The following is a 21,748-nucleotide window of genomic DNA, read 5'->3' as shown; positions in this document are numbered from 1 at the left end:
TAATCTGTTATAATTCAATTCTATTTGTCCTTATTTTGTTATTAAACAATACTGCACAGGATCATCATTAATTGAATGTAATTCGTTGGACAGAAAGACAATGTCTTTTGCACTTGTTTCCATTAATTATTAGTATCTCTTTTGCTATGGATGTTTTTGTTCCTGCAATTCCGGAAATGAGTTATTTTTTTAAAACAGACAGCGCTGTGATGCAAGCAAGTCTTTATGTATTTATGCTGACAGTAGCTTTGGGGCAATTGTTTGTAGGGCCTTTAGCCGATCGTTTTGGACGTCGACGAATTGCTGTATATTCTGCACTTCTTTTTTTGATCGGCTCTGTTCTCGCGGTGTTTGCTTTATCAATACACTTACTGATTATTGCACGAATCATTCAAGCAGCGGGAGCTTGTGGTACCTATTTACTTTGCTTTATTATAGTAAGAGATAATTACTCAACTACTGTCTGTGCACGTCTCTTTAGCGTTTTGTGTGGAACTAATTCATTGATTGCAAGTTCTGCTCCGGTCATTGGTGGATTGCTACTGGATCAGACCCATGATTGGCACAGTGAGTTTTATTTTTTAATCATACTTGGTCTTTTAATGAGTCTGGTTGCGTTTCGTTACATTCCTGATTATGACTATTGTCAGCAGAAGTTATCAAACTTTTCTCTAGTCAGGAGTACAAAAAATATCTTTAAACATCCTGGTTTTAGGCTTTATACTTTTATTGCCTCAGTCAATCTGCTTGGTCTGTATTTATTTTGTGCCCTTTCTTCGGGTATTCTCATGACCCAGCTTCATCTTAGTGCAACTCAATATGGTTTATGGTTTGGCCTAAATGCAATGACTGTATTTTTCACAAACCTTATTGCTGCACGACTCACTTATTCTTTTCCTTTAGAAAAGACAGTATATTGTGGCCTTGTTTTGATGATTATGTCATGTTTTTTGATGATAGTTCTTAATTTTCATCAATTCAGTACAGTTCGTTTTATGATGCCTATGCTTTCTTTAACCTTTGGCATAGGTCTTAGTATGGGAGCAGCAACTGCTCTTGCATTAAAAGATTATAAACAACAAGCGGGCATTGCTACTGCTTTGTTGGGTGCTTGTCAGTTTGGCCTCTCGGGTTTGGTTGGTATTCTGATTACTCAATGGACTCCTGATCCATTGATTCTTGCTATACCTATGTTGTGTTTAAGTACATTAGGGTTAATCAAAATGAAAAAAGGGGCAGGAGATCCTGTTCATAGCGATCAAACACTGGATACAAACCTTAATGAGCACGTAGAGATTAATAAATAGTAACGTCCAATCAATTGTCAGAAATCCCATTGAATCATCTAGAGGATATAAAAACACCGATAATGGCATTGTGCTTTTTGGTCCTTGTCCCCATTTATTAGCGCACTGTATTTAAAACCACAGGATGATGCATTTGATACAATGGGCGTGGTCTATCTGCGTTATCAAGACGGCATCATTATCTTATGCCACACAAAAACGTCAATTAGAACGTGCATTGTGGATGAGGACGAGTCAAAGCTAGAGTCTCAACCCTTTTATCCCAATTTATTCATACTTGTTATGATGCTCAAATAGCTGGTATTGCTATTGAACTGTTGTTGGAGAAAGTGGGTTCCTGTAAGATTGATGGTGCAGCAAGATTTCCAAGAGATTGCTTGAGGTCTTTTGTTCTCGTCTTATCAATGCGGTCTTTTCAATCACTTGAGATTTTAAGTCCTTACGCTCATAGTTCAAGGGCCCATATGCTTGAATCAGCGCTTGTTGTAGTAGCGATTCGGTGTGGTGAATGCCTCTTGCCACGCTTATGTGTGCAACACTGAATAGTGGGTTGGCTCCTTCTGAGCGAAGGAAGGCATCTTGGTGTGTAGGGTGTAAGATTATGCTGTATAAATTGGATGTTTCGCCTTGCATCAACCCTTCCAGCGGTCTTGGATAACTTGGAAAGCCTGAATTTAAACAGTTTAATTCTTCATGTTTCTCCAGATGCTTGATTGTCTCCAAATAACAATTTATCTGTGTCAATCGTTCTAGTTTTTGTTTGACAAGATGCGAGTTTGTTTCCAATAGATTCAATAGACAAAAATCACTTTCCAATGCCTCTTGATACGCCAATAGTGAGCTGTTGAGAGAGACTTTTTTGTTTGAGTTAGAGCCCTTGCCAAAAAATTCCTGTAGGGCATAAACCGCTTTGCAGGTATTATCCAGTCCTATGGCTTCCCCACTGACTATGGGCATCCATGCATGCAGAATGTTGTCTGAGCTTAGATACAGGTATTTGGCAAAGAGGGGTTCTTGTAAGGGGAGCTTCATTGGTTGAGTACTTAATTTGATCTCCATGCGCCATATTGTAGCATTCGTTGCTGTTAGCACAAGAGTGGCCAGTGGCTTTTTAACAGTACAAAAACAGCGATTCTGTACCTTAATTTTAGTGGTTAAGCCAATCATGCAAAGTTGAGAATGGGTGTTCACTAGGTATATGATATCTGAAGAAAATTTACTTTTTTATCTTAGAGAGTACTATACTCAATTTAATAACAAAGGATCTGGTATTAAAATTGGAGTAGGCCTAAATGATGGATGAATCCTCACCAGAGAAAACAAATCAATTCAACTTATCATTTGCGGCCCTAGGAGTTGTTTTTGGTGATATAGGCACAAGCCCTCTTTATGCATTTAGCCAAGTAATAACGTATTTGCCGATTAGTGATTATAATGTTTATGGGATTTTATCACTCATTTTTTGGTCTTTGTTCATCATAGTCAGTTTTAAATATCTCCTGATTGTTTTTCGTGCAGACAATGATGGTGAAGGCGGTATTATGGCCTTAGCTGGAATCCTAAGACAGAAAATGAAAAAAACAGGAGCTTGGCTGTTATTTATTACTCTTATTGGGATAGGGCTTATTATTGGTGATGGAATATTAACCCCAGCAATATCCATATTAAGTGCTGTAGAGGGGCTTGAACCATTATCGCCACATTTATCCAAGTATATTCTACCAGTTACTTTAATTATTTTAGTGCTGTTATTTAAGCTGCAACGAGTAGGTACCGGGAAAATTGGTGTTTTTTTTGCCCCTATTATGATGATTTGGTTTATCACAATAGGAACTTTGGGTTTTTTACAAATTATTCAGAACCCTGAAGTACTTACGGCAATTAATCCTTATTATGCGATTCATTTTTTTATATTACATAAGCAGTTTGCTCTTTTTATATTGGGTGGAATATTTTTAGTGATGACGGGTGGTGAAGCATTATTCGCTGATTTAGGACATTTTGGCAAAAAAGCTATTCGAATAGGATGGTTTACTATCGTTTTTCCTGGATTATTTTTATGTTATTTTGGTCAAGGTGCTCTTGTATTAATGCATCCAGAAGAGATCAGCTATCCATTTTACAGTTTGTCGCCACATTGGTTTCTTCCTATTATGGTGATTTTGGCTACGGCTGCAACTATTGTTGCTTCACAGGCAATTATTTCTGCGGCATTTTCTATTTTAAAACAAACAGCATTACTTAACCTAATTCCAAGGCTTAAGATTGTATATACATCCAAAATTGAAAAAGGCCAAGTGTATTTACCTGCTATAAATTTTATTTTAGCTATAGGTACATGTGCGCTTGTATTAACTTTTAGATCATCATCAAACCTCGCAGATGCTTACGGAATTGCTGTTAATTTAGATATGCTTATCACCACTATTTTAGTAGGGATCATTGCATATCGTTGTTGGCGTTGGAATGTGCTCAAGTTAATTGTTTTCCCTTTAATTTTGATTATTGAACTTGGATTTTTGGCAGGAAATAGCTCTAAGTTTTTGACTGGAGGTTGGATTCCTATTTTAATTGCATTTCTTGGTGTTATTGTGATGTATACTTGGCATTGTGGCTTCGAGAAGCTACGCGAATTACATCATAGAGATGCTTTAATGGATGCATTTATCATTGATGAATTAAATCAAAATAAAATTTCAAGACAATCTGGAACAGGGGGAGTATATATTATTGATCCTTATGATCGTGATGGCGACAGTCTTTTACATCATCTGCGACTCAATCGTATTTTTTCGGAGAATATGGTTTTTTTAAGTGTTAAAATTGAAAATAAGCCTTATATTCCTCTTGAAAATAAATTTGAACTCATTACAAAAGCAAAAGGATTATATCTCATTTATATTCATTTTGGATTTACTGAAGATATTAATTTACCTAATATCTTAGACGAACTGTTTCAAAGAGTTCAATTGCCGTTTGAAATCAGTAAAAATAAATTAATTTATTTTATAGAGATTGTTTTTGTCGAAATGACAAGAGAAAGACTTAAAGGTATGTGCTTATGGCAAAAACATTTATTTTCTCTCATGATACGTAATGCTGTACCCGATATTCAGTTTTATCGTTTACCTTACAATAAAACGATTGCATTAGGTACATATTATCAATTTTAAATCCAATTAAAAATCGGTCAATATTGGATAGCTAAAGATTAAGGATTATCGCATGGAGGAATTTGATTTACATAATTGTTCCTTATTTAGAGGAGTAGATGAACAATATATTGATGAATTTTTGGCAAGTTGCGTGCATGTTGAGCTTCTTCAGGGTGAGTTTCTTTTTCATCAAAATGAAATCGGTGATGCGATGTATATTGTTGAACAGGGAAAATTAGAAGTTGTATTAGATCAAGGCATAGCAAAATCAGATTCCCAGAAACCGCAAGTCATTGGCACACGCGAGAGAGGAGCTTTAATAGGGGAGTTATGTGTATTTGGTCAACAAAAACGTTCTGCATCGGTTCGCGCGTTGGTCGATTCTCGGCTATTAAAAATTGAAGGCGAAGACTTCAGGATACGTATTTACTCAAAGGAATTGGATGCATTATTGATTTCTTATAATATCGCAAAAGTACTGAGTGAACATTTAATTACAACGAATACTCTTTTAACGATGTATCTTCCATTTAAAATATAATTAAAGCGAACAATGAAAACATTGGGCTTGTTGCCTGCGGCAATCTTAACTCAATGTTTCTTTAATTTTCTTTTTTCATTCATTTTTATTATTTCTGTTGTGATAAGTATCAAGACAGTGCCTATTGCTGCTCCAACAGCAGTTCCTATACCGAGTAACTTTAAGCTACCAATTACTGCACCTACGGCCATCCCAATAGATAGTTCAATGCTAATTCCAAGTGCAGGAAGGAAAATATCAGCAATATTGTCCTTAGAAAGTGTTTCAATTTCATTTTTGTTTTTATAGATTTTAAAAATTGCTATGCTTCCTGTTAGTGCGCCTCCAAGGAACATCCCAATAATAAAACCAAAAGCGCTCCCAACAATAAAATTTACATCGATGCCAAACTGAAAATCTTTATATCCGGTAAATAATCCAAATAAAGGGGTAATAAAAGCACCAGATAAAGCACCAACAGCACCTCCTGTAATCCCTCCGGGGACTGAGCCTACGACGGCTGCAACATATAAATTAGGATTTTTTAAAAGATTTAGAAGAAATAAAAAACCATTTTCAATGCTCATGTTCATGATAGCTAGAAATCCCACACATTCTAATGTTATTAATTTAACAATAATGGTATCTATTGACAATCTAATCTTTATCGAAGTAGTTCTCTTTGCTTTATTCAATACAAGTGGTGTTCTATACTAGACAATATATGCGTGGGGATTGATTCATGACCAATTGATTTGATCCACTTTATATTTGTATTATGCACCTAGTGATAATAGGATATTTTTTTCACCGTGAAGTGAATTAGAATTTGTACTATTCATACGAGGGGTTGTCAAATTTTGAATAAAAATATCATCATTCAAATGCAAATTGTTGCAGTTTTGTTGGGTGCTCCTATTTTTGTATTTTTGGATAGTCCTTGGTTTGCTGATCATTTTTTTGTGGGACAAGATATAACTAATGTAATTATGTTCCTTATCTATGGTTGGATATTTTATTTTGCTGGCCGCAGATTACATTGGTTGATGTTAATTATGATCGTTGCGAGCTTTTGCGCGGAAGTAATCGGATCAAAGATATTAACCTTATATCGGTATCATCTGGATAACATTCCTCCTTTTATTCCTTTAGGACATGCAGTGACCTATGCCATAGTATTTCAAATATCTCGCCAACCATTTATATGGAAGTATCATATTAATTTTGAAAACTTTTTGCACAAATTTGCTTTTATTGTCTGTTTTATGTCCTTAATTTTACTAAATGATGTTGCCGGTTTTTTAGGATATTTGTTTTTTCTTGTTATTCTTAGACAACGAAAAAAACCTTTATTTTATTTGACTATGTTTGCCATAACTTACTATTTAGAATTTTTAGGTACCGCTTTTTCAGCGTGGTCTTATTATTTTGCTCTGGGCAATCATCCTAATTATATCCCAACATCAGTGACGCCCTGTGGTATTGCGGGCATTTATATGCTTGTTGATATAACCAGTAATTCGGCCTATTTTTATGTTAAAAAATTAAAAAAATACCTTAAAAAGGTACAAACTTCTCTGCATACTATAACGCCGAAAAAAGAGAGCATAATACAACCTTTATAACAAAGTGGTAGCTAATCCTCTTAAAGCCAGATTCTGTTCTATCGATACTGCATAAGTCTAAAAATAGTCATTATAACAATGGCTCTAATTTGCATATCTTCTTTGTACATAATATAATCATATTGATTCACATTGAGTCTTTTAATGTGGCAAGTTATAAGGAGATTTAAATGAAGATCAAATCATCTGCAGCTGGATTAATAATCGCTACTGCTATGATTATTGCAGTAGGACCTACCCAAGCAGCATGTCATAAGAATCAACCGGGATGGCACATGGTTTCAAAAAAGTGTGGTATTAAACCCGCCGCGAACTGGCAACAATATGAGAGCGGAGTCTACACCCAACCAGTAACAGGTAAAAGTTTACTTCCCTCTTTATAAATAGTACGAGTAGCTCTTATTAGCAAAGTAGAATATGAGCTACTTTTTGGTTAGAGTATCTTTGAAGTTTTCGTTTTTCATAGGCGTTTTTGATAGTGCTGATTTACTCATGGCTATTCTGTTCCTATAGTCATTGCATATGTATATCAGAGACTACAGCCATTGGGAGGCAATATATTAGATTATATCTCTGAAGTAGCCTATTTTTGGAACACATATTTTCCTGGGGCATCAGGCAGCGATGGGTCAATATCTGGTGGTGGAACTAGTTTTTGCGAACTGTTATTTACTAACCAATCATGCCAGGCTATCCACCAAGAACCCTCTCTTTTTTCTGCTTTATTCAACCATTTTTTGGGGCCAATATAAGGCATGTTTTTTTTGTTTTCATGAATAAAATAAAAACGTCTAGGATGATTAGGTTCACTAACAATTCCTGCGTTGTGACCACCATTTGTTAGTACAAACGTAATATCTGTGTGCATCATTAAATGTATTTTATATACAGACTCCCACGGAGCAATATGATCTTTTTCAGGGCTTACTGCAAAAATAGGCAAATGCACATTACTAGGTGCTACTATTTCATCTTCTACACGAAAATGTCCTTCTGCAAATTCATTATGAAGGAATAGCTTATCAAGGTATTCTGTATGCATTTTATAGGGCATACGAGTTGCATCAGCATTCCAGGCAAGTAGATCAATCATACCTCGTTTTGTCCCTGTCATATAATCATCAATCATTTTTGACCAAATCAGATCGTAGGTACGTAACATCTGAAAAGAACCTGCCATGTGTTTGGGATCCAGATAGCCTTTTTCCCACATCATATTTTTGAGAAAATTTATTTCGCTTTCGTTAATAAACAGCATGAGTTCACCGGCTTTCGTAAAATCTCCTTGTGCTGCTAGTAGAGAAAGGCTTTTAAGGCGATTATCATGATTTCTTGCCATTGCAGCAGCGACGATCATCGTGAGTGTGCCACCAAGGCAATATCCCATCAAATGAATTTTTGTTTTAGGTAAAATATCATTGACCACATCAATTGCCGCCATTGCACCCTGACGGTAGTACTCATCCATTCCTAAGTCTCGGTCATTTTCATCTGGATTACGCCATGAAATAATAAAAACTGTGTGTCCTTGTTCAACAAGCCACTTAACTAAAGAATTTTTTGCAGATAAATCTAAAATGTAATATTTCATTATCCAGGCGGGCACTATTAAAATCGGTTCTTTAAAAACCATGTCAGTTTTTGGTTGATATTGAATTAATTCAATCAAGTGATTTGTGAATACTACTTTGCCTGGGGTAATTGCAACATTTTTCCCGGGTTTGAATTTTTCAGCCCCAGGTGGCGGTAAACCAGCTAACCTTCTCAACAAGTGATCAAACGCAATTTGAGTTCCACGAATCAAATTTACACCACCTGAGCGAATGGTTTCATTAAAAAGATCCGGATTACTCATGACAAAATTTGAAGGTGATAAAGCATCGAGTAATTGGCGAATATAAAAAGAAACAGTGCGCTCTGAACGATTAGATAGCCCAGGTACTTTTGTTGTAGCATGACGCCACCAATCTTCAATATGGAGAAAAACTTCAGCATAGAAACGCCAAGGCAATAATTGCCAATTTTCCTTATGAAAACGGACATCTTTTCCTTGTGCTGGTTGTTTGTCATAAATTAAATGAGTCAAAAACTCGGGAGTATGCATTAGAGGATAAAAATTCAGTGCTAAGAGATGTCCTGGTGATTGAGCTAATTGCAAAAGCCAAGCACAATGAGCAGTTCCTATTACAGCTGGACTCATCCCCATAGTAATCTTGCCTAGATTTGCTTGATATAATTTATTAATATAATAAAAAAAATCATCAATTTTATTCATATATTCAGAATAACTTTCGATATCGGCTGTATTTGTTAGGAAAACAGGTTGTTTTTTTGTGGACTTATTTTTTTTTACACGACCTTTTGTAGCCATTTGATTCCATCCTTTGAATATCGATTATCGATTTAAAATGTTCATTGATATAAATTATAGTGTTATTTTTAAAGTTATGTATGCACCAGCTCTGACGATGGTATTATTGGGTGGTGATATAATCGCTTTTGAATAATGATGGTATTAGTTTTTCAGGTTTATTTTGAACAAGGAAATGATTGTTATAAATTCTTTTTGTTAAGATTGTAAAACTTTATACTTAGCTCTGCTGTTGCTATTATTTTATTATAGGTATTCTCTCTATTTTATAGAGAAGATCTGAAAGGTGTTGATCCATGAAATTATCTAAAAAATTATGTTTTATGTTGGCTTATTTGTTGGTGCTATTGCCTTTTATTGGTTTTTATTACGGTGATTTTTATACATTTCTTCCTTTTTTTGTATTATTTACGGTGGTTCCGATCATTGATTATTGGTTCATTGATCCAAGTAATCCAAGTACTACTGAAGAACAACAATTGCAACAAGAACGCTATTTCAAACTTCTTACATGGTTCTATGTTCCTTTGCAATGCTGCGTTTTGACTTTTTCAGTTTATCTTGTTGTTCATTATTCTTTAAGTTTTATTGAGCTGATTGGCTTTAGTGTGTCAATAGGCCTTATTACTGGGGGAGTAGGCATTACTCTTGCTCATGAACTCATGCATAAAAACTCCATAATTGATCAAACTTTAAGTAAAATTTTATTAGTAACTGTGGGCTATGGCCATTTTTTTATTGAGCATGTTCGAGGGCATCATGTTCATGTAGCCACACCTAAAGATCCAGCGACATCGCGATTAGGAGAAAGTTTATATCAGTTTTTACCACGAACACTTATTGGTTCTTTTCAATCTTCTTTGCTCATTGAACGTAAGCGTTTAGAGCGTTTAGGATATTCACCTTATCATTTAAAAAATCAATTTTGGTGGATAATTAGTGCCCCAATTATTTTGGCGTTGGCTGTTTTTTGTTATGGTGGGTGGAGCGCTCTTTTTTTCTTTATTCTTCAGGCGTTGACTGCTATTTTACTGCTTGAGATCATTAACTATGTTGAGCACTATGGGTTAGAGCGTAAGAAACTAGCAAATGGGTATTATGAGAAAGTTTCCCCTCAACATTCATGGAATGCGAATCATTGGCTCAGTAATATGCTTCTTTTTCATTTGCAAAGACATTCTGATCATCATACTTATGGTGCACGTCCTTATCAAATATTAAGACATATTGATTCAAGTCCGCAATTGCCTTCCGGGTATTTAGGAATGATGATTCTAGCACTTTTCCCTCCATTATGGCGACGGGTTATGGATAAACGGGTGATCGCCAAGCGAGCAGAGGTGAATGCAAACAATGCTTTATGAATTAATCCGCTCATTATCCATCGTGCAGGAACGATTTCGGGAATTCATACTCTTTTTGTTAAATTGAAATTTAATGACTTTCAACAAACCACGGTAGAACAAGTACGTGATAAAATTGATTTGCCTATTTTATTCCGATTAATACAAGAAGGATACTCGCGAAAACGTCTTCCTGTAAGACTTTTAGGGGTTGGTATTAAATTAAAACAAGAAAAGGTATATGAGATGAGACAGTTACCTTTGTTTAATTTAGAAATAATGAAGTCTTATTAAGTAGTGAGACCAATAGAGGAAGATCAGTAGGGACTAATTTTATTGTCAAAAAATTCAAGTGCTGACATGGCTTGTCTATGAAAGGATCTTTAAAAAACTAATAATAGCTTTAATATGGGTCGTGTGGAATAACCACCAAAAGTGTTAATTCTAACTTAAAAGATGCTGGTTACTTTTTTGAGCCTATTAAAGAAATATTTAGATAATGGCCTAGCCAGAATGAGATACAAGAAACGATAGAGGTTCTTTTTGCTTAATGGCGGTGAAAATGGATGGAAAAAGGTATTGGGTTTATATGTTGCTCTGTGACAATAATACCTATTATACAGGTTATACAGATAATATTGAAAAAAGGTATCAGTCTCATTTAAATGGAACAGGTGGTTGTAAATATACGCGAAGTTTTAAGCCCATCAAGTTGGCTCAAACATGGGAAATTAAAGAAGGGAAGAGCAGGGCGATGCAATTAGAGTGATCAATTAAAAAATTAACCCGATTAGAAAAAGATAATTTGGTAAATGAACCAAATTTACTGCTGAATAAAAAATAACTGGGGTACTTATGGATTTGAGAATTATTCCTATTCAGGAAGAGCACATTGAAGCGTTTTGGTCTGCAGTAGACAGTGTATCTCGTGAACATAAGTATTTAGCTTTTTTAGAAGGACCTCCTATAGAACGTACACGAGAATTTGTCTTAGAACATATTAACAATGATTGGCCTCAATTGGTGGCTGTTCATGAAGGGAAGCTTATTGGATGGTGTGATATAAGTCCGCTTGATAGACCAGTATTTGCGCATATTGGTTCTTTAGGAATTGGCGTGATTGATGGTTATACAGAGGATTTGAAAACACACAAATTCAAGCCTATTTTGCTGCTATGGCTTTAAATATCAAGAGATTGATATTTTTTATTCTTTACGAAATAGCACTAATTTTGATCCAACTTTGATCATATTTTTCAACAGGCCGCCCCGTTTTATTTCTGGTTAGAGGATATTCTTTATTGACGTTACCAAATTGGTAACATATAATTAAATTATGAGAATAATAGCAAAAAGTAAACTTAAAGCTTACTGGGAATTGCCTGGCAATAAGCACACGCAATCTTATTTAAATGAGTGGTATCATTTTTGTTCTAAACAGATTTGGAAAAGCCCTCAAGATGTTAAAGATATGCTACGGAATGCATCTATTATTGCTAATAACCGTGTTGTTTTTAATATAAAAGGTAATGATTATCGCATAATTTGCGCAATGGATTATCCAAGACAAGCGATGTTTATTAAATTTGTTGGCACTCATAAAGAATACGACCGAGTAAATGCTTCGGAGGTGGAGAATGATTAAACCAATCCATAATGAAAGTGATTATAATATTGCTTTAGAACGAATTGACTCTCTTTGGGGGGCCAAGCAAGATACTCCTGAAGGGGATGAGTTAGATATACTTCTTGTTCTTGTAGAGGGATATGAAAATAAGCATCATCCAATGCCTCCATCAGATCCTGTCGATGCTATTCTTTTTTTAATGGATCAGCTGAATTTAACACGAAAAGATTTGGAGGCTTTTCTTGGCCCCAAAAGTCGTGTCAGTGATGTTTTAAATAGAAAACGTAACTTAACCTTGCCTCAGATTGTCAAATTACATAAGGAATTACATATACCTTATGAAAGTTTAATTGAGGAACGTCATTATCTTTAATGTTTATATCTAAGTTAATTACTAATCCAGTAAAGCAAAAGTAGGGCAATAGATAGATATCCTGGGATAGTCTGATTAATTTTTAAATCAAACATTAGTTCGATTAATTTAATGAGCAAGTTTTCTGATTGCGTCAGCATATAAACATTATTCCTAGATGCAAAACGAACTCCTCCTCAGGACGAGAATAAAGCATTTAAGGGAAAGAGGTAAGTGGACAGTCAACTGCACTTGTTTGATTGGAAAATACGAGTTTGATTACAATGAATGAAGGTGAAATTCTAAAAAGAATTTCACCTTCATTAAAAATGGCTTCTTTTTAAATTCACTAATTCTATTTCTAGAAGCTGATGGTACCACCGATTGCTTAAGGATAATTTAATGGCACAAGAAAAACTTGAAATCGAAAAATATACAAAAAATCCACTTATGCCTGAAGAGAATCCAATTGGAAATAGAGAGGAGTATTTAGAGTTTTTAGAAAAATTAATATTAGAGAATATGCCACCATTCACCTATGGGTCTTGTGTTTCAGGAAAAGAATCAGACCGTAGATTCTATTCAACGGGGATATCGCCTTTGTTTTTTTCTACTGTTACTTCTAATTTTAGCCCATCTAACAATATAGAGAGAGCTGAAAAACCACCCAGCCCTTAAAATTGTCATAATTAATTTGGCGCTATCCATGAGCTCACCAGCGTTAAAACTTCATGTTTACATTCTGGACACGCCAAAATGGTTGCATTATATATTACTGCGAAGATACATACCTTTGGTCTATAGCTATTTATTATAAATGAGCTCAAAACTCAATGAATTTATCTTACAAAAAATACTTAGCGGAAAAGAGGCTAGATATATTTAAAATATTTGCCACTAAGTCTGACTACTGCGATTCCAAGACCTAATAAGTGTAGGGCAATCAACGATGTATTAAATTTTGATTTATGTGCTTTCCTTATGGGGTATTCAATCCTTCTTGTTTTTTACCAAAAACCTCTTCAATGGCTTTTCAATATTTTGGGTTAGAAATCCTCTTTCGGTCATCAATCGCAGCAGCTTTCGATAATTTATAGTATTGTGAGAAGGATCAAGTTGTCCGAATGTACTTCGCATTGTTTTAAGTGTCCTTTCATATTCCATATTAAGAAAGGGGGAAGCTATTTTTTAGCATGGCGAGACTTCATCTCTAGAGCCTTCGCTATCTTCATCTTCGTGGATTTTAGGAGCTGGAACTCCATCTTTATGAATTGCTTCACTTTTCTTCAGGGAGCTATTTTCAGGCGCTTCTATTTGAGGCGTCTTCGTGGGGGTAGATGTCTTTTCTTCTTTCATTTTTAATGGATTAGGATCTCTATCTTCTTTGCTAATCTCATGCATATGAGATGCATTTTCAATTTCCTTTTGTAATGTATGTTGTACCTTTTCGCCTTCGGGAGTAAGAGATTGAGCAATAATATATTCAGAACTATGTCCTACGTTGGTTTCAATATCTTGCGCTTGATGTAAAGAATGTTGCGCATTAGCTTGAGATTTTTGGGCTTGATAATTTTTAATTCGGTTGACTACAAATGAGCTGACAAGAGTAGTGACGGTGATAGCACTCGCCGCCAGCATCAATGTTGCTCCTATTGGGGCTGCGGGTGTTAACATTAAGATTGCACCAACTACGGCTAGAATACCTGCGCTAACATATATTCCTTTTCTTGCGAGCTCCCATCGACTGGTCCGTTTTTCTTGGAGTTCTAAAAGTTTAGAGCTTTTATTAGCAAAAACAACGCTTTTATTGTCTAATTCTTTAATTACAGACTCCAAATGATCCGATGATTTTTTGAGTTCTGTTTTTAGGCTTTCAATTTTTTTTGGGTCAATGGTTAAGGACGGCTGATTGAGCTCATTCATGAGTTTCTTTTTGAGCTTTGCAATCTTATTGACTTCCTGATCAAGGGTATTTTCTAAATCATTTAGTTCTTGCTCTAATTGATGTACTTCTTTTTCTAGTGCTTTTCTTTCACGCCATTCATGAAAATAATTAAATGCGGTTCTACCTAAACCTATAGTAGTAATCGCTAATACAAAAGCACCTACTCCTATAGGTCCTCCTACTGCAGCAATGGCTAACGATCCAAGCACAATTGTGGCAATAGAAAGCCCCATAATTATTGCCTCGTTAGGTTTGGGTTTTCGCTTTTCTAAAGCACATAAAAGAGGAATAGTGGTAAATCCAAGTATACCGGTTACTAAGGCACCAATTCCACCGCCGTGGATCAATAATTTGGATGCCTCTTCAGGAATACGAATAAGTGTATGAGCGTTATCAGCAATTTCACCAAATAGTTTTGTAATTTCATTGCCCTGACTTGTAAGCTCCATAATTTGAGCAATAATTTCGGCTTTTTTAGCACGATCAATTGCTTGTTTTTCACCATGACTGACATGTTTTTGAAGGCGAATTGTATCCAACTCAGCAAAATAAGCTTGTAATAGACATTTAATCTTTTTTGCTTTTAAAGCGTTTTCGATTGATTCTATAGTTTGCTGATCAATGGTTAATTGTGTTTGTAAATTTTTTGTAATTGGAGACATTTTTCACTTCTTTAATCACTGCTTGTTACTCAAAGTTTAGAATAAAAATGTGATCTTAGGGTATGAACATTCGTACTTTTTGGATGTATCACAGTAAATTACTCCCATCTGAGTTTTGTAGTTTTAAAAAAGGAATTTGCCCAATTAAACTAATCACCGCAATGCAGATAAAAGTTGCATGGAAGGAGGTCATAGTAAAAGTACCAAATGAGTAATTGAATAAATGTATGCTCCAAGCTGCAATAGAAATTCCAAGCGATACGAATAATTGTTGTGTCGTGCTGTTTAAACTGGTTGCCGCAGCATATTTCTCACTTTCAATGTCTGAAAAACATAATACGTTGAGTAATAATAAAATAATGGCAGAAAAAAAGCCTAGTGCAATCATTACCGACCATGCAAACATATTCGCTTGTTCAATGAAACATAACAGCACAGTAGCAAGACATGTTCCAAAGTTAGACCAAAGTAGCGTTTTTTTAAATCCAAATCTTTTTAGATATCGAGCAATAAAAATTCGGCTAAATAGATATCCAATGGCCATGGAGGAAATTAATAAACCACTTTCAGTAGGTGACATTATCAACGCAAGTTGTAAGTACAGCACAATGATAAATGCTCGTGCTCCTAAAGTAATGCGGCTTAGCGCACTGCTAAAAAAACACAGTCTATAAGTTCTAATTTTAAACAATTTAAAATGAATTATCTGATGTTTTGATTTGTGTTCAATAATTAAATAAATAACAAAACTAATTATGATAAGCATTATGATTAATAACTGATTGATGATGCTGGTGATTTCGGAGGTGGTATCTAACCAATAAGCTGTAATTGCCAAAAATAGAGCTAGTGGAATGAAAGAAGACCAATTAAAGGGTTGAGTTGATTGCGTGTAATTGTCAACAAAGCGTAAGGTCGCAAACAACATCAAAAGCGCAAAGGGAATATTTACATAAAAAATAAAGCGCCAACTTAAATGACTGACTAATAATCCTCCAATATAAGGGGCTAATAAAGGGCCCAATAATAAAGGCATAGAAATGAACATATAAACTTTGACTAATTCTTGTTTGGAAAATACCCGTAACATCAATAGTCGGCCTACAGGAACTAATAAAGCTCCTGCAACTCCTTGTAAAGCGCGAAAACAAGTGAGTTGGAATAAAGAGGTTGCCCAACCACATAATAAAGAAAATAAGCCAAAGGAAAAAATTGCAATCATTAAAATGATTTTAGTACCAAATTTATCTGCTAAATAGCCGCTAATGGGAATAAAGACAGACAAACTAATTAAATAACTCGTAATAGGGAGTTTTAAACTTAGGGTGGGAACTCCTAAAGATTGTGCCATAGCTGGAATAGCTACATTTAAAATATTGGTATCAATACTTTCCATCATCATCATGGTACCAATAATAATTACAGCAAATAATTGTTTGGTAGAATAGCTCGATAATTGCAACATATTTATAAACTCTCAATCGTACTTTAAATGTGACAGTTAGTTCTGAATAGAAACGGTTTTAACTGCCTTGGGTTTCTGCTACTCCGTGTATGGTTAATGAGGTTCCTTGAAGTTGGTTGTGTTTGAGTTCCACTTCAATGCCAAACACTTTTTCAAATAATTGGGGATCGAGGTTAGGCTGAATTGGGTTCTGATGGATCAGCTTGCCCTGATCAATAATTATCAAATAATCTGCAAATTGAATAACTTGTGGGATGTCATGCAATACAACCACAATAGTTTTGCCTAAATCTCGTTTTAATTTTCGCAACAACAACAAAGTTTCTAATTGATGACGTATGTCTAAAAAAGCGGTGGGTTCATCAAGTAACAAAACATCACTATTTTGAGCAAGGGCCATAGCTATCCATGCACGCTTTTGTTGTCCTCCAGATAATTTAGACAAACAATGATTACTTTTATCTTCTAAATTCACTTGTTTGATCGCCCACTGGATTTGATCATGATCGGTATTATTGGAACCAAACCATGTTTGATGGCTAAAACGCCCGAAACTGACTAACTCTTTAACGGTCATTGATCCCGGGGCCTCTGGATTTTGCATTAAAAAAGACATTTTTCGTGCCAATTGCTTGCGGCTATAAAAATCGATTGATTGTTTATCAATGTATATTTTGCCACTATGCGGTTTCATCAAACCTGATAGTGTTTTCAAAAGTGTGGACTTGCCAGAGCCATTGGGTCCAATAATTGCAGTCACTTGATTTGCAGGAATTGTTAGGCTTAAGTTTTTAATAATATGATTGCGATCTAAAAAAACATTAAGATCTGTTGCGTTAATTTCAACCATAATAGTTCCTGTGCATTGTTTTTAATAAATAGAGAAAAAAGGGTGTTCCTATAAAAATTAAGATTATTCCTATGGGAATTTCTAAAGGGTAGAAAATAACGCGGCTGATTAAATCTGCTCCGAGGACTAAACTGCAACCAATCAATATAGAGCCATATAAGTTAAAGCGATGACTATGTCCAAAGAGAATTCGAGACATATTAGGAGCAATAAATCCAATGAAGCCTAAACTGCCGCAAGTGCTTATAGCACTTGCTGACATATATAACGCTAATCCAATGAAAAAAATTTGCCAAAATCTCAATTGTAATCCAACAGATCGAGAAATATCTGTGTGAAGCATGATGATATCTAGGTAGGGCGCACAGAATAAACAGAGAGTGACACAAATAAGAACAGAGTAAGTCATAAAACTGAGTTGTTGCCAACTGGCTTGATACAAAGTCCCATTTAAAAAATGTAAGAGGGTATGAATATTTTCCTTGGATTCAATCACTAAAAACTGGCTCAATGCTTTGAATAAAATACTCAAGGCAATGCCAATAATAATTAAACGCGTGTTATCAATTTGCCGATTGTTTGTACTTAGTATAGTGGTTAATCCAAAACCAACGAGGGCCCCTACTAAGGCATATCCCAATAAGCCATGCTGAGTATCAAAGACATGAGAAAAAAATAGAATGGCAAAGATTGCAGTAGCATTGACTCCCAAAATATCTGGAGAGGCTACAGGATTTTTGTGTATTGCTTGAAAAATACTGCCCGCTAAAGCAAATAATCCCCCAGTATAAAGACTGGTGATTAAACGTGGTATTCTCATGTCAAAGAGAATGAAATAATTACTTTTATCCAAGTGATTCATTTGCCATAAGTCATACAATGTGAATGTTGTTTTACCAAAGAGTAGGGTAGCAATTGATAAAACAATGACCATAGTAATTAATAGGACAATTTTAAAAAACATTTAGTGCAAACTCCTCGCACGCATGATTAATAAAGGTACCCCCAGGATGGCAATAAATAAATTGAGTGGTGCTTCCCAATCTGGGTAGAGGACGCGCATACACAGATCACTAGCTAACAGCAATATACTCCCTACGCATGCAGTGACTAAAGCAAAATGATGTGGTTTATTACTTGAAATAAATAACTTGCTACAATGTAGGGCTAGAAGAGGAAAAAATAATAACGGTCCAACAATCAAAACTGAACCTGTGCTTAGGATCAAAATAACACCTAAAAATAAGAACAGTATTTTATTCACGTGTATACCTATATTTTTTGCAACATCGGTTCCTAAAGATAAGAGATAACCGTGCTTCATAAAAACTATGGCTAACAAGCTTGTTAATAAAAGAACCGAACCAAAAATTTCTAATAAAGCCCAATTACTGTTTGCTAATGATCCATTCAAACTTATTAATAATGAGTCTGCATATTGGGGGGCAAGCATAAGTAATAATTGACAGAGCGCATAACAGAACAAGTTGATTGCTTGCCCTATGAGTATCAATTTCAACGGAGAGAAACCGAGTTTGAACGACATGAGAAAAGTGACTAACCCTGCACCTGCTCCTGCAAAAACGCCACTAAGAAATAGACTCTTCATCATCATGGACTGCGTCAACACAACACTGGCGATGATGCCAACAAAAACACCTTGATTGATACCAAGTAAACTGGGACAGCCTAATTCATTGCCTGAAATATAAAATAAGATTACCCCTGTTAATGCCAGAGAAGCCCCGACAATGACAGCACAAAAAGTACGAGGAATACGTATGCTCTCTAAAAGAATCGATTCTACAGTCATATCTTTATGGTGTATGAAATTAATGATCTTGCTTATAGAAATGGGGATAGTTCCAACGCTTAAAGAAAAGAGTATTAAAGCAAGTAAAACCATACCCAGCATAAAATAAGTGGCAAATAGCTTCATTTTTTAATCAGCTCGAAATGAAAAGTTCTGTAAATTGCTTGCTAACTGGGTCTGATTCAATAAGCAAATTTGCTGTTTTACCAACCAATCTTTATCGTAAATCTGATGTAAATAATTGATGCCACTGTCTGGAATAATACATACCGCTTTATCTGCATAATCCTGTAATAAATAACTCATTGCGGCAAAAATGACTAAACCACCGGATCCACCGAGCAGCATTCCTGCATGTTTTGCCATTAAATGACACATTGAAATTGCATCTTGATCGCTCACATGACAAACTTTATTAAAAACATCTAAATCGACATTCCCACTTCTCCAAGACAAGCCAACACCATTTAATAAATAAGGTTTAAATGGCTTACCAAATATTGCTGAACCTATAACATCACAAGCAATCACCTCAACATCGGGTTTATGATATTTGATGTATCGAGCAATGCCCGTCATATGTCCACCAGTGCTGACTGCTCCAAAAATGCTATTCATCTCAAGATCCAAGATTTCTTTAGCTGTTTGGGAAAAATGAAAGTTTGGGTTAGCTTGATTGTCGTATTGATTGGGCCAGTAAGCATGGTTATAGCGTTCCAGCAACTCTCGTACCTTTTGAATTCTGGTTTTTTGGTATCCTCCTTCGTCATCGGTTTCTGTCACAATCACCACTTCCGCTCCATAGGCCTCACACCAATTTCTAAATGTTTGTGGAACTTTGGGATCAACGACTAATATCACTTTAAAGTTCATCACTGCACCAAGCATGGCCAATGATTTACCTAAATTACCCGACGTTGATTCAATAACTATTCCGCCGGGTTGTAATTTTCCTGATGAAAAAGCATGTTGGATTAAGCCTAATGCAGTTCTATCCTTAATGCTAAAAGTTGGGTTAAAAGACTCCAGCTTTAACAAGAGTTGTTTTCTACTCGATAAAAGTGGATGAGTAAATTCTATAACTGGTGTGTTACCAATTAATTCATCTATACGCTGTAATTTATTTTTCATAATTTCTATCTACTGTAGTAAAACCAAAGGGACGTTGATTTGTGGAATACAATTAATGGTTATTTCATGTCGTGTTGATTTGCTATCGAATAATTTACCGCTTTGTCCGGCGTTGATGATCAATTGGTTATCGATTTCTGAATTATCTTTATAGAAATAAACTTTAATGTAAGGGTTTTTATAGCTAGTCAAAATACAAGGAATGTATTTTAGTCCTAATTCTTGTGCAATCTGATGGCGATGATGACCATCCATAATAACTTTAGTGTTTTTATCAACCAATAGAGGATGAGTCCAACACTGCATGGACGTAATTTTTTTCAACCAATAACTAAAATTATTTGGGCAAAATTTTTCATGAGGTTTGAGTATCTCTATTGGTAATAAACGCACAGTTAATAAATCACCAATAAAATCAATGCGTTTATTGTTCATAAAATTTCTCCATTTCGGTTAAACCCGGAAAAGAGATCGAGTATTACTACACGACTTAGAATGCTACAACTCACTACTTTCCCCGAGTTATGATTTGAAAGTTCTTCATCATAAATGATAATGATTATCATTTGCAATATTAATTTTGCTGATCTAGAATGCAATTTCATTCAAAATGACAAATGTGTGAAATGATGTTTAAAATAAAACAATATTGGCAAGCAATCTGTTTTTCTTTCGTTGTAATCTTATGCAATTTTGCTCATGCTAGCACTCAAGCTCAAATGAATCAGACTGTAACTCCTAAGCGCATTGTAGTATTAGAATTTAGTCTGTTGGATAATTTAAATCAGCTCAGTTTAAAACCAGTGGGGGTTGGTACTAGTGGATTCTTATATGAGGGTGCTGATCCAGAGTATTTAGAGCCTATTATAGCGAAAACTCCGAGTGTTGGTGCGCGTGAAGCACCTAATCTTGAGGCTATAGCCTCTTTAAAACCTGATTTAATCATTGGAGATATTGATTTTAATCAAGCCATTCAAGCGCAATTAGAAAAAATTGCACCTACCATTTTGTTAAAAGGGATTTTTGGCTTGCCAGAACAACAGATAGAAAACCTTAAAATCATCGCTCAGAAAACTAATACTATATCTCAAGTTCCTTCAATTGTAGCAAACTACCAAAAGCAATATACAGTGGCGCAAAAGCTTGCTAAAAAAGGAGGGAGTTCTAAAGTGCTTATCGGATTCCCTACAGCCAACAACAGCTTCAATGCTCTTGCTCATAATTCAATTACCAGCCAAATTCTCGACCAATTTGGAAAACATAACATGATCTCTGAAAGCACTTCGAGTCAATTGTATGAACTCTCAGTGGAGGGCTTACTAAGAAAAAATCCCGATCAAATCGTTATCTTGCTTACAGGTAATGATCGCAGTGCTTTTGTTAATTTTCAGAAAAATCCATTATGGCAACAACTCACTGCGGTTAAAAATCATAAAGTTTATTTCGCGGATCGTAACATATGGGGAAAGTCGCATGGGCTTAAAGCTTTGACATTAATGTATCAAGAAGGAATTCAAACGGGGTTTTTAGGCAATACTCCAACTAAAGAGATCATTGCCATAGCTAATTGATATTGGAGATG

At 35.2% G+C, this 21,748-nt stretch carries 22 protein-coding genes and 1 pseudogene; 13 read left to right on the top strand and 10 right to left on the bottom strand.

All coding sequences use genetic code 11. From position 1 onward, the window contains the following. Nucleotides 1-71 precede the first annotated feature (71 nt). Nucleotides 72-1,307, top strand: coding sequence for a multidrug effflux MFS transporter (locus Lsan_RS14930; protein WP_058514931.1), 1,236 nt, complete (start codon nucleotides 72-74; stop codon nucleotides 1,305-1,307). A gap of 306 nt (nucleotides 1,308-1,613) precedes the next feature. Here Lsan_RS14930 and Lsan_RS14925 read toward each other — a convergent pair whose 3' ends face one another. Continuing rightward, on the bottom strand, nucleotides 1,614-2,474 hold the full coding sequence (locus Lsan_RS14925; RefSeq protein ID WP_058514930.1) for a hypothetical protein: 861 nt from the start codon (nucleotides 2,472-2,474) through the stop codon (nucleotides 1,614-1,616). A 125-nt stretch (nucleotides 2,475-2,599) separates the two neighbouring features. On the opposite strand from Lsan_RS14925, the gene Lsan_RS14920 reads away from it, so the two are divergent. Together Lsan_RS14920 and Lsan_RS14915 are read left to right on the top strand one after the other, a co-directional pair. Further along, on the top strand, nucleotides 2,600-4,480 hold the full coding sequence (locus Lsan_RS14920; RefSeq protein ID WP_058514929.1) for a potassium transporter Kup: 1,881 nt from the start codon (nucleotides 2,600-2,602) through the stop codon (nucleotides 4,478-4,480). A gap of 52 nt (nucleotides 4,481-4,532) precedes the next feature. Next, nucleotides 4,533-5,003 carry a cyclic nucleotide-binding domain-containing protein gene (locus Lsan_RS14915; RefSeq protein WP_058514928.1) on the top strand — a complete coding sequence of 157 codons (471 nt, stop codon included), beginning with the start codon at nucleotides 4,533-4,535 and terminating at the stop codon, nucleotides 5,001-5,003. Nucleotides 5,004-5,053: 50 nt separating this feature from the next. Here the strand turns inward: Lsan_RS14915 and Lsan_RS14910 are convergent, their stop codons facing one another. Further along, on the bottom strand, nucleotides 5,054-5,677 hold the full coding sequence (locus tag Lsan_RS14910) for a hypothetical protein (protein ID WP_162265613.1): 624 nt from the start codon (nucleotides 5,675-5,677) through the stop codon (nucleotides 5,054-5,056). A 165-nt stretch (nucleotides 5,678-5,842) separates the two neighbouring features. Here Lsan_RS14910 and Lsan_RS14905 point away from each other — a divergent pair, with 165 nt between their 5' ends. Continuing rightward, nucleotides 5,843-6,607, top strand: a complete 765-nt coding sequence (locus Lsan_RS14905; RefSeq protein ID WP_058514926.1) for a hypothetical protein — start codon at nucleotides 5,843-5,845, stop codon at nucleotides 6,605-6,607. 170 nt (nucleotides 6,608-6,777) lie between these two features. Next, nucleotides 6,778-6,990, top strand: a complete 213-nt coding sequence (locus Lsan_RS14900) for a hypothetical protein (RefSeq protein WP_058514925.1) — start codon at nucleotides 6,778-6,780, stop codon at nucleotides 6,988-6,990. 200 nt (nucleotides 6,991-7,190) lie between these two features. Here the strand turns inward: Lsan_RS14900 and Lsan_RS14895 are convergent, their stop codons facing one another. Continuing rightward, nucleotides 7,191-8,978 carry a PHA/PHB synthase family protein gene (locus tag Lsan_RS14895; protein WP_058514924.1) on the bottom strand — a complete coding sequence of 596 codons (1,788 nt, stop codon included), beginning with the start codon at nucleotides 8,976-8,978 and terminating at the stop codon, nucleotides 7,191-7,193. A 296-nt stretch (nucleotides 8,979-9,274) separates the two neighbouring features. On the opposite strand from Lsan_RS14895, the gene Lsan_RS14890 reads away from it, so the two are divergent. The 7 genes and pseudogenes from Lsan_RS14890 to Lsan_RS14860 all read left to right on the top strand — a co-directional run bounded on the left by Lsan_RS14890 (nucleotide 9,275) and on the right by Lsan_RS14860 (nucleotide 12,978). Beyond that, nucleotides 9,275-10,342, top strand: a complete 1,068-nt coding sequence (locus Lsan_RS14890; protein WP_058514923.1) for an alkane 1-monooxygenase — start codon at nucleotides 9,275-9,277, stop codon at nucleotides 10,340-10,342. A 15-nt stretch (nucleotides 10,343-10,357) separates the two neighbouring features. Next, a pseudogene (locus Lsan_RS14885) lies at nucleotides 10,358-10,615 on the top strand (DNA polymerase IV); the annotation flags it as partial. A gap of 268 nt (nucleotides 10,616-10,883) precedes the next feature. Continuing rightward, nucleotides 10,884-11,090 carry a GIY-YIG nuclease family protein gene (locus Lsan_RS14880; RefSeq protein WP_083505158.1) on the top strand — a complete coding sequence of 69 codons (207 nt, stop codon included), beginning with the start codon at nucleotides 10,884-10,886 and terminating at the stop codon, nucleotides 11,088-11,090. 86 nt (nucleotides 11,091-11,176) lie between these two features. Then, the gene (locus tag Lsan_RS14875; protein WP_237762150.1) at nucleotides 11,177-11,506 is read left to right on the top strand and encodes a GNAT family N-acetyltransferase; all 330 of its coding nucleotides are present in this window, start codon (nucleotides 11,177-11,179) and stop codon (nucleotides 11,504-11,506) included. Between the two features lie 151 nt (nucleotides 11,507-11,657). Next, on the top strand, nucleotides 11,658-11,966 hold the full coding sequence (locus Lsan_RS14870; RefSeq protein WP_058514921.1) for a type II toxin-antitoxin system HigB family toxin: 309 nt from the start codon (nucleotides 11,658-11,660) through the stop codon (nucleotides 11,964-11,966). After that, a complete protein-coding gene (locus Lsan_RS14865) occupies nucleotides 11,959-12,321 on the top strand; it encodes a helix-turn-helix domain-containing protein (protein WP_058514920.1) in 363 nt (120 codons plus the stop codon). The genes Lsan_RS14870 and Lsan_RS14865 overlap by 8 nt, the downstream gene beginning before the upstream one ends. A 381-nt stretch (nucleotides 12,322-12,702) precedes the next feature. Next, nucleotides 12,703-12,978, top strand: a complete 276-nt coding sequence (locus Lsan_RS14860; RefSeq protein WP_058514919.1) for a hypothetical protein — start codon at nucleotides 12,703-12,705, stop codon at nucleotides 12,976-12,978. Between the two features lie 510 nt (nucleotides 12,979-13,488). Here Lsan_RS14860 and Lsan_RS14855 read toward each other — a convergent pair. The 7 genes from Lsan_RS14855 to Lsan_RS14825 all read right to left on the bottom strand — a co-directional run bounded on the left by Lsan_RS14855 (nucleotide 13,489) and on the right by Lsan_RS14825 (nucleotide 20,601). Beyond that, nucleotides 13,489-14,907: a hypothetical protein gene (locus Lsan_RS14855; protein ID WP_058514918.1), complete on the bottom strand. Its 1,419-nt coding sequence runs from the start codon at nucleotides 14,905-14,907 to the stop codon at nucleotides 13,489-13,491. An 88-nt stretch (nucleotides 14,908-14,995) separates the two neighbouring features. Further along, on the bottom strand, nucleotides 14,996-16,372 hold the full coding sequence (locus Lsan_RS14850) for an MFS transporter (protein WP_058514917.1): 1,377 nt from the start codon (nucleotides 16,370-16,372) through the stop codon (nucleotides 14,996-14,998). Between the two features lie 58 nt (nucleotides 16,373-16,430). Continuing rightward, the gene (locus Lsan_RS14845) at nucleotides 16,431-17,222 is read right to left on the bottom strand and encodes an ABC transporter ATP-binding protein (protein ID WP_058514916.1); all 792 of its coding nucleotides are present in this window, start codon (nucleotides 17,220-17,222) and stop codon (nucleotides 16,431-16,433) included. Further along, complete coding sequence (locus tag Lsan_RS14840; RefSeq protein ID WP_058514915.1) at nucleotides 17,215-18,186, bottom strand: FecCD family ABC transporter permease; 972 nt, start codon at nucleotides 18,184-18,186, stop codon at nucleotides 17,215-17,217. The genes Lsan_RS14845 and Lsan_RS14840 overlap by 8 nt, the downstream gene beginning before the upstream one ends. Then, nucleotides 18,187-19,161 carry an iron ABC transporter permease gene (locus Lsan_RS14835; protein ID WP_058514914.1) on the bottom strand — a complete coding sequence of 325 codons (975 nt, stop codon included), beginning with the start codon at nucleotides 19,159-19,161 and terminating at the stop codon, nucleotides 18,187-18,189. A gap of 3 nt (nucleotides 19,162-19,164) precedes the next feature. Then, a complete protein-coding gene (locus Lsan_RS14830) occupies nucleotides 19,165-20,166 on the bottom strand; it encodes a PLP-dependent cysteine synthase family protein (RefSeq protein ID WP_058514913.1) in 1,002 nt (333 codons plus the stop codon). 9 nt (nucleotides 20,167-20,175) lie between these two features. Beyond that, on the bottom strand, nucleotides 20,176-20,601 hold the full coding sequence (locus Lsan_RS14825) for a ParB N-terminal domain-containing protein (protein ID WP_058514912.1): 426 nt from the start codon (nucleotides 20,599-20,601) through the stop codon (nucleotides 20,176-20,178). Nucleotides 20,602-20,792: 191 nt separating this feature from the next. Here Lsan_RS14825 and Lsan_RS14820 point away from each other — a divergent pair, with 191 nt between their 5' ends. Continuing rightward, a complete protein-coding gene (locus Lsan_RS14820; RefSeq protein WP_058514911.1) occupies nucleotides 20,793-21,737 on the top strand; it encodes an ABC transporter substrate-binding protein in 945 nt (314 codons plus the stop codon). Nucleotides 21,738-21,748 lie beyond the last annotated feature (11 nt).

It is taken from the genome of Legionella santicrucis (assembly GCF_001468135.1).
Classification (GTDB): Bacteria; Pseudomonadota; Gammaproteobacteria; order Legionellales; family Legionellaceae; genus Legionella; species Legionella santicrucis.
The sequence above is the reverse complement of the archived record's forward strand: the minus strand, read 5'-3'. Positions and strand labels throughout refer to the sequence as shown.